The organism is Chryseobacterium sp. A301 (assembly GCF_054489425.1).
The window spans coordinates 1-13,610 of the sequence record NZ_JBTMWY010000002.1; the positions used below are offsets into that span (position 1 = coordinate 1).

Genomic DNA, 13,610 nt, shown 5'->3' on the forward strand with positions numbered 1-13,610 from the left:
AACAGTAGAGGGGCCCTCCGAACCTTTCACAGAAAATCAAATTAATTCCGCAATACCTGCATTAAATCAATTTGAGAGAGATCGAGGTTTTGTACAGAAAGGGATTAAAGTAGAGGATGTTTCACAACAACTTGAATTACCCCCTAGGCTTATTAGCTATGTGATTAAGACTACAAAAAAAGAAAATTTCAGTTCCTATATCAATCGACTTCGATTGGAGTATGCGGCAAGGCAAATAAATGAGTCTGCAAAACTCATGAATTTGTCAGTTCAGGGCGTTGCAGAGACGGCCGGCTTTGCAAGTCGTCAAATCTTTTCGAAGTTGTTTCACGAACTTTTTGGAGTCAGTCCAAAAGAATATATGCAGCGAGTTAAAAAGGAGCGAGATGGCTAAGCAAGATAGCTATGCACAAAAATAAAAACACAACCAATGAAAGAAAGCAAATTAAAATAGAAAGAAAAACAAACCACCACCTAACATGCAATCATCCCAACTACTGGAAGGGGCTGAGTCTTTATGGCTTGAACTAACCAGCGAACTAGAAGACGTAGACCCTCTGTCGAACAGTTCATCGAATTTAGAAAATTATCAATACAATTTAATGAGAACGGATGAGTACATCCGACGACTTAAGTCCTTGGTTCATTTCCATGTATTTAGTAACATGGCCTCAGAGATTCAGTTCTTTAAAAAAATTAAACCAAAATTCATTTCGGAGTTTATTTTTTTATCAAAAATAATTGAACTTGAATCTACCATTCCCAAAGCAGGGAAAGAAAATGTAAAGGAGGTCCTAGAAAAGCAACTTGAAATGCTAGGGCAATTTGCGATTGAAAATAGAGATTTCATAGCTTATTTCAGAAAAGGAGCAAGCTATTTGGATGATCCGTTTTTCCTTAGGTCTAGTTATGATCTGTATGTAACTCAGTCACTTTCTTTGCATAGTCACGATGAAAACTTTTCGACATCCCATGATGGACTTGTGGCTCTCATAATCGCAAATGATAAATACGAACTATACCTTAGTCAACGATTGCAAGGACTGGACGATTTATACATGCAGAATATAATATCTCAAAAATCGCCGCTAGAGTGGAGTGCTTCAAAGGCAGGTTTAGTAGAAGTGCTCTATGGACTTCAGCAAATGAAGGCCTTTAACCAGGGAGCTATAGAATTTTCCAAAGTGGTCAAAACCTTTGAAACATGTTTCAACGTTGATCTTGGAAATTACCACAAAACCCTTGGGGAAATTAGAGATAGGAAAACAGAGAGAACGAAATTTCTAAACCAAATGAGTGAGGTGCTGGTGAAGGCTTTTGAAGAGACGGATGGGAAATGATTTCTGAGTAAAAGCACCTGAAACTGGAAACCGATCAATTTTTGCGTTTCTCTCCATCCTAAAATACCATGCTATGCATTTAAATTTTTCTTGCATATCATTTTAGATTTCTTAATGCCTCCTATCGTAGTAGAATAATAATTGTATATTTGGCTGTATAAAGGCACGAAATTTGGTAGCTAACGTTAAATTATATTAATTGATTTAACTATTTCTAAACTTAATCCGAAGTTATACCAATTTAATAATTAATATTCGGCGAATAGACAACGTAAGTGTATTGAAAATAACTTCTATATTTGCAAATCAAAGGATGCGTACACAATTGAAAGTGATCTCATTCTATTGCAAAAATTAGAAGTCTTAATTTTAGATACGATAAACTAATTAAGATCTGAAAACACAAATGATAAGATGAAGACAATCCGGGAGCTTCTGAAAAAAATATATGTTGGAGACAACGTTGTAAACTTGACAGAGATTCGCTATTTACCTAGATGGATCATCTTGTTTATTGACGTGCTCATTCTTTTGGTTTCCGTGGTTCTTTCTTATGGAATCCTTTTCACTCTTGGGGTTTCGCCATACAATTCCTTAAGCCTTTTTAGCAAATACCTTTTAATTGTGGGAGTGAACGTATTTTTTATGTTTCTCTTTCGCACCTATTCAGGTATTATTAGGCATTCTACTTTTATTGACTTATTTAAACTACTTGCCGCGAGTTTTTGTAGCGCGGTTACACTTGAGCTTACCAATCTGTTTGCATCTATTTTTGCAGATATGAAAGTGGTAAGAACGCCGGTTCTGGTGGTGTATTTCGCAGTATCTTTTACACTGCTTTTTGTTTTCAGACTTATTGTAAAGGAAGTGTTTCAATTAGCAAGAGAATTTAAAAGAAGCGCATCGAAAAAAAGAATTCTTGTACTTGGAATAGATGATCAATCGGTTGCAATAGCAAGAGTAATATTAGACAATACGCATTTGCCTTATCACTTGGCTGGCTTTTTGACTTCTCGTCAAGATTCAAATCGTGTGAGACTCCTTGGAAAACCCATTTTGACGAAGGACAAAATTGAGAGTTGTACCAGGGAAGAACTTAATATTGATGGTGTACTTGTGATCAAGGAAATGATGTCTCGCCAAGAAATGAATGACTGGGTGAACCTATTTCTTGCTAAAGATATTCAAGTTTACAAAGCTCCTTCTGTTCAGAAATTAAGAGAGAACGATTTGGGGAATACGATTAAGAATCTCCAAATTGAAGATTTGCTTAACCGTAGGCCGATTAAGATCGAAAGTGAAGAAGTAAAGAGAAGACACCACGGAAAGAATATATTAATTACTGGAGGCGCAGGATCTATTGGTAGTGAAATTGTTCGTCAGGTGGCACAGTTTGATCCAGCCCTTGTTGTGGTTTTGGACCAAGCGGAAACTCCTCTTTATGAAATCGAGCACGAGGTTAAAAAATTGTTCCCACACATTAATTTCAAGTTTGTGATGCTAGATGTGGCGAACTATTCAAGACTTCGTTCCGTCTTTGAATTGTATAAGTTCTCCATGGTGTACCATGCTGCTGCATACAAGCACGTGCCGTTGGTTGAAGAGAATCCGCACGAAGCTATATTCACGAATGTTCTAGGAAGTAAGAATTTAGCTTGCCTCGCAAGTGAATTTAAAGTGAACCGCTTTGTTATGGTTTCCACAGACAAAGCAGTGAACCCAACGAATGTAATGGGTGCTACAAAAAGAACGGCCGAACTTTTTGTTCAATCTCTTCAAAATATCGAGGGAAATACTACTAAGTTTATCACCACCCGTTTTGGCAATGTACTAGGATCAAATGGTTCAGTAATTCCATTGTTTAAAAGACAGATTGAAGAAGGTGGTCCAGTTACCATTACCCATCCTGAGATCACCCGATATTTCATGACCATTCCTGAAGCTTGTGAGCTTGTACTTCAAGCGGGAACAATGGGAGAAGGTGGTGAAGTCTTTGTTTTCGATATGGGAGAACCTATGAAGATCCTAGATTTAGCCAAGCGAATGATTAAACTTTCTGGTTATGAAGTAGAAAGAGATATCAAAATTATTTTTACCGGGTTAAGACCAGGAGAAAAATTATACGAAGAATTACTAAGTGACGATACAAAAACACTCCCAACGCATAATGATAAAATCATGATATCAAAAGATCCAACAATGATTTATGCGGATATCAGTTACATGGTAGAAAAATTGGTGGCAGTTTCTGAAAGACCAGAGAAAAGAGAAGTGGTAAGAGCTTTAAAACAAATTGTACCAGAATATATTAGTAATAACTCAGTATACGAAGAATTAGATGCACATCTCTAAGATGATACATGTGCTACATTTTAATTTGAAGGTGGTATGCTATTTGTAAGAGAGACTTTATTTTTAAAAGAATTAATTTTAGCTAATTGTAGCTACCTCAATAATATTTAAAAAGAATAGCATAGATTGCATTTTTGATTTAATTTCCGACCTTAGTTTGAAATTAATTGATGTAAGTGAATTATTATAGATTATTTAATACATTCTATTAAGTTCGACTCAAAATAAATGTTACTTTTACAATACCCTTAAACTATGAAATACGCTTATTTATTGTTATTTGCTCTTTTGATTCTTTCTTCCTGCAAAACATTTGAAGGTAGAAATGCAAACAAGGACGAGAATGCACTTCATTATATGAAAAATATTGAAGAAGTAGCGCTGCAAGAATCCAAAAGTAACACACAATCCCATTTACAAGTTGGGGATGAAGTTCAAATTATTATTTCCGCATTAGATGTTGATGTAGCAAAGCCGTTCAACCAAAATTACTCTTCAGGACAAACAATTAGGGATGGAAGTACACCTGCTGGTAATCAGATTGCTACAAAAAACCCAATAGCAGTACCGACATACAGGGTTGAAGCTGATGGACAGATTGATTTTCCAGTACTTGGTAAAGTGAATGCAAATGGTCTAACGGTTGATCAATTAGGGGAATCTCTTCGTTCTCAAATCAAACAGTATATTAAAGAGCCATCTGTTAATATTAAGCTTTCTAATTATAGAGTTTCTGTTTTAGGAGAAGTTCGTAGTCCTGGTAAATTTTTAGTACCAGAGGCCCGTGCCACTTTATTGGAAGCTCTTGGAATGGCGGGTGACCTAACCGTCTATGGGAAACGGGATGATGTCCTAGTAATTCGAAATGAAGGTGGGCAAGTGTCTCAGGCTAGAATTGACTTAACAGATGCCAATTTTATAAATTCACCCTATTATAATTTGGTTCAAGGTGACGTAGTTTATGTGTTACCAAATAAAACTCAAGAGAGAATATCAAAAAGAGATCCGAATAATTCGATTTACATCTCGATTGCATCCATTTTAGTTACTATTATCGCATTAGTGGTCAGAAAATAAAAATAAGCTATTCCTAATTAGTTCCATAATGAATCAAGATACCTATAACGAAAGCACCCCAGTTGGTGAATTAAACTTACAAGAACTTCTAAAACCTTACTTAAGGCGATGGATTTGGTTCGTGGTTTCAGCAGCTATTTTACTCATCCTCGCAGTTATTTACTTGCGGTATACAACACCTATTTACAAAACTACTTCAACTGTATTAATAAAAGATGCCAAAAAAGCTTCATCACTAGAAGAAGGCCTCTTGCAAGATCTGTCAGGTATTGGTGGTTTGCAAAGTAGTAGTGTTGATAACGAATTAGAGATTTTCAAATCTAAAAAATTGATGCGTGAGGTAGTTGTAAATAACAATCTTCAAACTAAAATTACTACCGACGCAACGATAAAAAATACAGAGTTATTTGATGTCACAGCTCCCTTGTTGATAAAGGTTATTTCTGAAAAAGCAGATGCTATTCGACCTTCATTACCAATTAACATAAATATTGATGGAGAGAATTTATTATTGAGCTCTGAAGAACTAAAAAAAGACATTAAAACGACATATAATAGGACTATTAGTTTACCCTATGCTAATATTTTAATCATTAAGAACCCTGCATATAATGGAATAGATCGGTATTCTAATTTAAAATTATTTTTTACAACGAAAGAAGAAAGAATCAATGAATTACAAAATCTTCTGTATGCTACATTAGTTGGTAAGAATACCTCTGTGATTGAATTAAGTATAAATTATCCAGAGAAACGAAAAGCAGAGCGAATTCTGAATAGTCTAGTACTTGCTTATAATGAAGATGCGATTGCAGATAAAAATTCGGAAGCTCAGAAAACAAAAGAATTTATTGACGAAAGAATTAATATTCTTGCAGCCGAATTAGGAGACGTGGAATCGGAGAAGGAGAGATTCCAGGCATCTAATGGAATTACAGATTTAGCTACAGAAGCACAGATTAGTTTACAAACTGCGCAAGAAGCTAGATCCAAACAGTTAGAAGTGGATGCACAATTAGAACTTACTAATGCTCTTATAAGTCATTTAAATAGGCAGAAGACAGGGATATTACCAAGCAACATTGGATTGAACAATCCTGAAGTAGCAAGTTCTATCATGACATATAATCAATTGGTGATGGAGAGAAATCGCCTTTTAGAATCCGCTACAGCACAACACCCAAGCGTTATTGATTTGAACAAGCAGATTAAATCCATGAGGTCTTCTGTCATACAAAGTTTACAAAGTAATCGAAATGGGCTAAATATTGCTACAAGAGAATACCAACAAGAACAAAATAAAGTTGCAGGAAAGATTTCAAAAATACCATCTTTAGAGAAAATCTTTAGAGGTATTGAAAGGCAGCAACAAATTAAAGAGAGTTTGTATCTACTGCTATTACAAAAAAGGGAAGAGACCGCTATTTCACTCGCAATCACAGCTCCAAAAGCTAGAATTATTGATAAAGCTTATAGTAGTGAAGAGCCAGTTTCTCCTAAAAAGAAGTTAATATATTTAGGAGCACTTTTTGTTGGATTGCTTATTCCTTTCTGTATAATTTATTTGTTAGAACTATTTAATAATAAAGTGAATTCCAAGCATGATATCGAAAAACTCACAAAATCCCCAGTACTTGCAGAAATTCCATCTGTTGAGAAGGGTCAGTCTGAAGTTGTGACATTGAATGACTTGTCACCACTTGCGGAAGCGTTTAGAATATTGAGTACAAATTTAAATTTCATGATTCCTAAAGATCGCTCCAGCAATGTAATTATGGTAACATCGTCAGTAAAGGGAGAGGGGAAAACGTTTGTATCAGTCAATTTTGCAATGGTATTAGCAGCCCCTACTAAACGTGTTATTATCATTGGTGCTGATGTGCGGAATCCACAGTTTCAGCGTTATGGGGCGTTTGCAAAGAAACTAAATGGATTTACTGAGTATTTGTACGATGAATCAACTAAGTTAGATTCGATTGTTCATACTTCAGAGAATAATCCATATTTGGATGTTATCTATACTGGAACAATTCCTCCAAACCCAACAGAACTACTGAGTAATGGTCGAGTTGCTACGCTATTGGATGAGTTGAAGGACAGGTACAATTATATTATTTTTGATACGGCTCCTTTGATGCTGGTGACGGATACGTTCTTGATTTCTGACCTAGCGGATGCGACTATTTACGTTACAAGATCTGGATATACTGAAAAATCATTGCTAGAGTTCGCTAACAACAATATCGATTCGAATAAGCTCCAAAATGTGGGATTTGTTATTAATGATGTACCGAAAAGTCACTTTGGTTATGGGAATAAATATGGTTATGGATACGGAGCTAAAGAGAAAAGTATTTATCAAAAATTTAAAGAAAGGTTAAAAAATTAATGGTTTATATTTTTTTTCAAGTGTTCAATTGGCAAATTGAAGCTACAAGATTATACCATTTGCGGACATATTCCGCTAAATATAAGGCGAATTGATGTTATTAATTTTTTTCAATGAGTAAATCTGTTTTTGTAAGAGGTGTGTTATTTACTGCGCTTTCCAGGTATTCAGGTATATTTATGAATTTATTAGTAACGGCTATACTAGCGCGATTAATTCAACCTGAAGCTTTTGGAATTATAACTATTGCTATAGTTTTCAGTACATTTTTCTCTATCATAAGTGAATCTGGAATTAGTTCCGCAATTGTTCAGAAGAAGGAATTAAAAGCGATAGATATGTCTAACATTTTTAGCTTAACAATTATTGCTGGGAGCATTTTTAGTTTAATTTTATTTCTTTTTGCCCCATTAATTTCTTCTTTTTATGAGGAAGCCAATTTAACAAAGATTCTTCGTTTATTGTGCATTTCTTTATTCTTTGCTATTGTAAATATGGTTCCCAATGGTATACTGTTGAGGGAAAGAAGATTTAAATTTATAAGTATTAGAAATACTATAATTCAATTTGGGTGTGGTATAATTGCAATTATATATGCTTTTCTAGGTGGGGGGATTTATGCATTATTAATTTCGCCAATACTTGGGAACTTTATTCTATTTGTGGTAAGTTATCTACCTTTTAAACTTGTCCCTTCGTTCGCATCTGTAAGTAAAACCATAAATAAAATATTTTCATATTCCATTTACCAGTTTTTGTTCACATTTTTTAATTATTTCAGCCGAAACTTAGATAATATCTTTATTGGGAAAGCTTTAGGATTCAGTGTCCTTGGTTACTATGAGAAATCATATAGGCTAATGTTATTACCTGTTACTAATATTAGCAATGTTATTAACTTAGTTGCACATCCTATCCTTTCAGATTATCAAAATGACGTGCAAGTTATTCGCAAAAAATATGAAAAAATAGTTGGCGCGTTAGCATCAATTGGTTTCCCCTTAAGTGTTCTGCTTTTCTTTAATGCCAAATTTATTATTGATACCGTGTATGGTCCTAATTGGCAACCTGCGATTCCTATTTTTGAATTATTGAGTCTGACTATTGGATTACAGATGGTTGTTTCGTCAGCGGGGAGCATATTTCAAGCTACGAACTCGACTAAAATATTATTTTTTGATGGTCTATTGTCAACTTTTTTTATTATTTTATCCTTAGTAATTGGATTGGGTGTTCTAAAATCACTTGAGTACACTTTAATTTTGTATAATGTTGCGATTACTTTTAACTTCTTAAAAAGTTTTATAGTTTTATATAAATTTGTATTTAAAAGTAGGATAGGAGTATTTTTCAAGGTAATTGGAATACCTTGTATAATTACGTTAGTGTACATTTTCATTAGTTTACTGATTATTTCCACTCTTGGAAGTTTGCTCTTGAATTTCATTGTTATGCTCCTCTTGTTGGTAGCAGCTATATCTGTCAGCTTTCATTTTTGTCAGCTTTTTTCAATTTTCAATTATATAAAAAATTATGTTAGAAAAAACGGAGAATAAAATTGTTGTAATTATAGTAACCTACAATGGAATGAAATGGATAGAGAGATGTCTTGAATCACTTTTTTCTTCGAAAGTCAAGTTAATCCCTGTTATAATTGATAATGGTTCCTCAGATGGTACTACGGATTTTATTAGAAGTAATTTTAAGGATGTAAAAATTTTACCTAATACAACTAATTTAGGTTTCGGACAAGGGAATAATTTAGGACTAAAATATGCATTGAATATTAATGCTACTCATGTAATATTAATGAATCAAGATGTTTATCTGCAGTCAGATACTATTAGCTGCCTTCTCAAATATGATGACAGAGGTACTGTTTTATCACCTTTACATTTAAACGGTGATAATTCAGCTTTTGACCATAATTTTTATTTAAATACGCTTCCAGTTACTGATAGAGGTAATGGTATAGATGATTTAAATGTATGCGGTCAGCATAAAGCAGAAGAGATTAGTTTTGTGAATGCAGCTTTTTGGTTTTTGCCCATTTCAGTTATTAGGAAAGTTGGTGGATTCAATCCTTTATTTTATCATTATGGAGAAGATAATAATTATTTGCATAGATTGAATTATCATGGCTTAAAAGTTAAGTTGGTATTTGAGACATTTATTAGTCATGATAGAGTTCAATTTGGTAACGTCAAATTATTTAACAGCAGGCAAGTCTACAGGACACTATTGTTGAATAATTTAGATATAAATCGAAATGTGCTTGAGCTTTGTTGCATCAATTTTATTGCGATCGTAAAAGTTCCAGCTTTCTTTATGATGTTTAAGTTCCAAAGAGGGCAGTTTCAATTCGAAGCAATACTTAATATTTTAAAAAATGCTGCGCAGATTTCTAAATCACGAAATTTAGAAAAGTTAGAGAATGTAAATTGGATTTTATGATATATTTACCATTTCTAATTTTATTAATTTTGACCATTTTCTATTGGAGAAAACATGGTTTAAATGTTGGTGTATATATTATGGTAATATATACTTTCAGTGCATTTTTTTCTATTTTATTATTCAATAGTGAAGGGTTTCGAAGAGATCCATTGTTTTTGCTTAAAAGAGATATCACAATCGTTCCCATTTTTACTTATTGCTTTGCCATTTTTTTTATTACAAAACCTATACTTAATTATGACGTAAATTTTGGCATTAGTAACTTACTACGTAGTAATCGCTTTACTAAGATTGCGAATGTTTTGAAATATTTTTTTATAGCGAATTTGTTTATTGTTTGCTATTTTACGTTTCAAGATATTCAGGAGTTAGATTTTTCCGATTTTTCCGACATAAGGTCACAAGTGTATTCGGACCAAATTAATGTTGGTGAATATAGTGGTATTTATTACTATTTAAAAGTAGTGTCAAATTATATTAGTGCTTTGTGGCCAATCGCAATATTAATATTTTTCTATTTATCATGTAAGAAAAGTCAAATATTAATGAAATTGTTGTTGTTATTATCTTCTTTATCAACAGTAATTAGCAGTATTACAATTGCAGGAAGAACGCAAATTGTATACTGGATATTAACAATGGTATTTTTCTATTTACTTTTTAATAGGTTTTTAAGTTCAAAAGCAAATAGATATATTAAGGCGCTAATCACAATTTTATTTGTAGGAATTTTATTTTATTTTGCTTTAATCACTATATCTAGATGGGGGCATGAAGATATGTATCAAAGCATTTTAGAGTATATTGGACAGCCATTTATAAATTTTAATTATTTTTTCAATAATTATTCGAACGTCACTATTGAGTTTAGTCGTATCTTCCCACTAATCGACTTATTATTTAGTGGAGACTTTAGTTTGGAAGAATATCGAAATTATGTTTATAGATTTTCAGGCATGGATATAGGTATTTTCTACACATTTTTGGGAGATATACTTGTTGACCTAGGGCATGTCGGATTATATATATTTATATTTCTAATGATTATATGCAATATAGTATTCATTCGCAGAAGATCTAGGTATGCAGGTGCTAATATTTTTATACTGATTGTCGTATCTCTAATTCTTCTACAAGGTTTGTTCTATTATCCTTTTTGGCAACCAAGTGGTGGTGTATTTATATTATTTTGTATCATTACGTTTTTGATAATAATACTTCAAAAACCGAAACTAAAATGAGAGGGTTATTTTTTATTATTTTTTTTGTTCTTAGTTCGACACTTTTGAGAAGTCAAGATTTGATTTCATTATATAATTCGGAGGTTAGACTTGATAAACTTGAAATCGAAAAGCTAATTATAAGTAATGATAGTTGGTCAAATTACAAATTAGCGCAGTATATTGACACATTTAATAATATGTATCGATACTCTAATGATCCGAAGTATCTAATGCAAGCCTTAAGTATTCTCGAGCGAGTGGCCTCTAATGCAAGAATTTCAAAAAATCTCAAAAGAAGCCAATTTAGAGATGATTTTTATGGGTGGGAGAATTTAAGCCATTCACAATTTGGCGATGATGGTAAAGAATATTCATTACATGATAGTTTCTTGTGGAGGTATGGAACTAATACTCTTTTTTTAGCGAAAAATCAAGGATCAGTTAGTCTCCGAAAAATACATTATCTAGTTACTTTTGTTGAACGTAATGTATACGAAAAATGGCTTCATAGAGGAAAATGGAATGTTTATCGTAATACGGCAAATCTATTTGCGCAGTGGGCCCATATTGGAATGAATTTATGGCTGATTACAAGAGATTTAAAATATAAAAATCTATATGAAGAATTTAACCGTCAATTTTACTCATCGAATTTCTATTCTACGGGAAAGCCTTGGCGGTTGTTTTTTCAATTAAATGGTGAAAATCAAAGTTGGCAAGATGTTTCACATGCTAATTCTGAAATTTCATATTTTATATCATATGATGAATATATTTCAACGAGGAAAGGAGTTGCAATTAATCCATTCATTAAATTACTTGCAGCAAATATCATAAAACCTAATGGAACTGTGACATATTATCTTGATGGAAGTGGACCAATAATCGGTGATAATAGATGGATGATAGATGGATTTTTAAAATTAGGAAGATATGGGAATTCTGCAGAACAATTAGTCAGTCGCATTCCTATTCTGCAGAAAAGCACAACGTATTTTCGCGTATCACACGCCGTATCTGTTTTACTATTAAATAAAAAATTCAACTATGAAGATTGAAATGCTGATATCGACAATGTTTAGAACCGACATGAAATTTCTTGATAACATGAAAGTGAGTTCTAGTTATACTGTTGTGAATCAAACTGATTTTGAGAGATACCCTAATTTACAATGTAGTAATGAAGATGGACGTATTATAAGTAACGAAGACCGAGGACTAAGCAAAAGTAGAAATTTGGCATTATTAAGTAGCTCCGGTGATGTATGTGTTATAGCTGATGATGATATTGAATATGTCTCAGAATATGAAACGGTTATTTGCAAAGCATATGAGTCATTGCCTGATGCAGATATTATCATTTTCAACTACTCAACTAATGATAAAGATCGTCGTCCATCAAATCTCGGGTCAAAAGCGCGATTGCTTAATTTTTTTGATTTATTAAAGGTGAATTCTGTCAGAATTACCTTTAAACGTGATTCAGTTGTTTCTAATGATATAAAGTTTAATAATTTATTTGGTGCAGGTTCTATCTTTACTTCCGGGGAAGAAAATTTATTTTTAAAGGATTGCCGTGATAAAGGACTTAAAATTTATTTTTATCCTGCAAACCTTTGCTTTGTTTATTTTGATTCTTCCTCTTGGTTCAAAGGATTTAATGAGGAATATTTTGAGTCTAAGGGTGCGTTTTCTAAAGAGTTTTTTGGTGCGTTTTCAGTTCTATTTTTGCTCCAGTTTCTTATTAGAAAATATCGAAAATATAATAAAACAATATCCATTGTTCAGGCAACTACTGCTTTTCTGCGCGGTCAGAATAAATATAAAATTATTAGAAACAAATGAAAAATATTCTTGTAAGTGTTGTAATACCAACATATAAGCGAACACAGTTGCTTGTTGATGCTGTTCAGTCAGTAATTTTACAATCTTTTGAAAATTTGGAGATTTTTATAGTGAATGATAATGGTCCAGGAGCATTCTCCGATTTTGTCATTGAGAATTTTGCTAATCATAAAGATCCTAGGGTGAAATTGATCGATTACCCTTCAAATGTGAATGGAGCATATGCGCGTAATCAGGGAATCAGGGCTTCCAATGGTGATTTTATTTGTTTCTTGGATGATGATGATCAATTTATGAGGAAGAATGTCGAGAAACAATTAGAGTATTTACGATCAAATTTAGATGAGTTTGATGGGGTTTATTGCAAATTAGATCGCGTTAATAAGTTCGAGTATTCTTATCTCGAGGGCGACCTTTCAATTGCAATTTTGAAAGAAATAAGTTTATGTCCAACGTCTACATTGATGTTTAAGCGGGAGAAATTACTTCAAATCGGAGGCTTTGATGAGAATTTAGAAAGGCATCAAGATTATGATTTAGTGCTACGTTTTTGTGAAACTAGCAAGCTTGGGTTTGTAAATGAATTTCTTGTGAAAGATGGAGTAAAAGATGGAGAAAATATATTGTATGGGAAGAAATTGGAAGTTACTAAACTTTATTTTTTAAATAAATTTAGGTTTGAAATCGATAAATTACCCTTAGATGATCAGCGTGAGATTTATTTTATACATTATTTCAATATTTTTTTCAAAAGTATAAGGCCTATGTCTATTGGTTTAATTTTAAAGTACTTTTTTAAAAGTTTTCTAATTTCACCTAAACTTTTCATTTATAATTGCTTTCAAGTCGTAAAACGTCATATTTGAGATGTTAAATGTTAGTAGAATAAGTGGTTTTACGACTACATATTTATATTAAAGAATATTG

The 13,610-nt window shown here is 32.7% G+C and carries 11 protein-coding genes; all 11 read left to right on the plus strand.

Going from position 1 to position 13,610, the window contains the following annotated elements; genetic code table 11:
• Positions 1 to 394 (plus strand): helix-turn-helix domain-containing protein (locus tag ACX3PU_RS03335; protein WP_459083496.1); only part of this gene is annotated, 394 nt, incomplete at its 5' end.
• Between the two features lie 85 nt (positions 395 to 479).
• Complete coding sequence (locus ACX3PU_RS03340) at positions 480 to 1,340, plus strand: RteC domain-containing protein (RefSeq protein ID WP_459083497.1); 861 nt, start codon at positions 480 to 482, stop codon at positions 1,338 to 1,340.
• A 414-nt stretch (positions 1,341 to 1,754) separates the two neighbouring features.
• Positions 1,755 to 3,692 (plus strand): polysaccharide biosynthesis protein, encoded by a 1,938-nt coding sequence (locus ACX3PU_RS03345; RefSeq protein ID WP_459083498.1) that lies wholly within the window; start codon positions 1,755 to 1,757, stop codon positions 3,690 to 3,692.
• A 255-nt stretch (positions 3,693 to 3,947) separates the two neighbouring features.
• Positions 3,948 to 4,769 carry a polysaccharide biosynthesis/export family protein gene (locus ACX3PU_RS03350; RefSeq protein ID WP_459083499.1) on the plus strand — a complete coding sequence of 274 codons (822 nt, stop codon included), beginning with the start codon at positions 3,948 to 3,950 and terminating at the stop codon, positions 4,767 to 4,769.
• 28 nt (positions 4,770 to 4,797) lie between these two features.
• Positions 4,798 to 7,158, plus strand: a complete 2,361-nt coding sequence (locus ACX3PU_RS03355; protein WP_459083500.1) for a GumC family protein — start codon at positions 4,798 to 4,800, stop codon at positions 7,156 to 7,158.
• Positions 7,159 to 7,271: 113 nt separating this feature from the next.
• Positions 7,272 to 8,714, plus strand: a complete 1,443-nt coding sequence (locus tag ACX3PU_RS03360; RefSeq protein WP_459083501.1) for a lipopolysaccharide biosynthesis protein — start codon at positions 7,272 to 7,274, stop codon at positions 8,712 to 8,714.
• Entirely contained in the window at positions 8,692 to 9,612 is a 921-nt protein-coding gene (locus tag ACX3PU_RS03365) for a glycosyltransferase family 2 protein (protein ID WP_459083502.1), read from the plus strand. The genes ACX3PU_RS03360 and ACX3PU_RS03365 overlap by 23 nt, the downstream gene beginning before the upstream one ends.
• Positions 9,609 to 10,856, plus strand: a complete 1,248-nt coding sequence (locus ACX3PU_RS03370) for an O-antigen polymerase (RefSeq protein WP_459083503.1) — start codon at positions 9,609 to 9,611, stop codon at positions 10,854 to 10,856. The genes ACX3PU_RS03365 and ACX3PU_RS03370 overlap by 4 nt, the downstream gene beginning before the upstream one ends.
• A complete protein-coding gene (locus ACX3PU_RS03375; RefSeq protein WP_459083504.1) occupies positions 10,853 to 11,896 on the plus strand; it encodes a hypothetical protein in 1,044 nt (347 codons plus the stop codon). The genes ACX3PU_RS03370 and ACX3PU_RS03375 overlap by 4 nt, the downstream gene beginning before the upstream one ends.
• Positions 11,886 to 12,683 carry a glycosyltransferase family A protein gene (locus ACX3PU_RS03380; protein ID WP_459083505.1) on the plus strand — a complete coding sequence of 266 codons (798 nt, stop codon included), beginning with the start codon at positions 11,886 to 11,888 and terminating at the stop codon, positions 12,681 to 12,683. The genes ACX3PU_RS03375 and ACX3PU_RS03380 overlap by 11 nt, the downstream gene beginning before the upstream one ends.
• Positions 12,680 to 13,549, plus strand: a complete 870-nt coding sequence (locus ACX3PU_RS03385; protein WP_459083506.1) for a glycosyltransferase family 2 protein — start codon at positions 12,680 to 12,682, stop codon at positions 13,547 to 13,549. Before ACX3PU_RS03380 ends, ACX3PU_RS03385 begins: the two co-directional genes overlap by 4 nt.
• Positions 13,550 to 13,610: the final 61 nt, after the last annotated feature.

Coding starts and splice junctions, on each gene's coding strand:
- ACX3PU_RS03355 (WP_459083500.1), top strand. CDS start 4,798: ATGAATCAAGATACCTATAACGAAAGCACCCCAGTTGGTGAATTAAAC.
- ACX3PU_RS03365 (WP_459083502.1), top strand. CDS start 8,692: ATGTTAGAAAAAACGGAGAATAAAATTGTTGTAATTATAGTAACCTAC.
- ACX3PU_RS03370 (WP_459083503.1), top strand. CDS start 9,609: ATGATATATTTACCATTTCTAATTTTATTAATTTTGACCATTTTCTAT.
- ACX3PU_RS03375 (WP_459083504.1), top strand. CDS start 10,853: ATGAGAGGGTTATTTTTTATTATTTTTTTTGTTCTTAGTTCGACACTT.
- ACX3PU_RS03380 (WP_459083505.1), top strand. CDS start 11,886: ATGAAGATTGAAATGCTGATATCGACAATGTTTAGAACCGACATGAAA.
- ACX3PU_RS03385 (WP_459083506.1), top strand. CDS start 12,680: ATGAAAAATATTCTTGTAAGTGTTGTAATACCAACATATAAGCGAACA.
- ACX3PU_RS03345 (WP_459083498.1), top strand. CDS start 1,755: ATGAAGACAATCCGGGAGCTTCTGAAAAAAATATATGTTGGAGACAAC.
- ACX3PU_RS03350 (WP_459083499.1), top strand. CDS start 3,948: ATGAAATACGCTTATTTATTGTTATTTGCTCTTTTGATTCTTTCTTCC.
- ACX3PU_RS03360 (WP_459083501.1), top strand. CDS start 7,272: ATGAGTAAATCTGTTTTTGTAAGAGGTGTGTTATTTACTGCGCTTTCC.
- ACX3PU_RS03340 (WP_459083497.1), top strand. CDS start 480: ATGCAATCATCCCAACTACTGGAAGGGGCTGAGTCTTTATGGCTTGAA.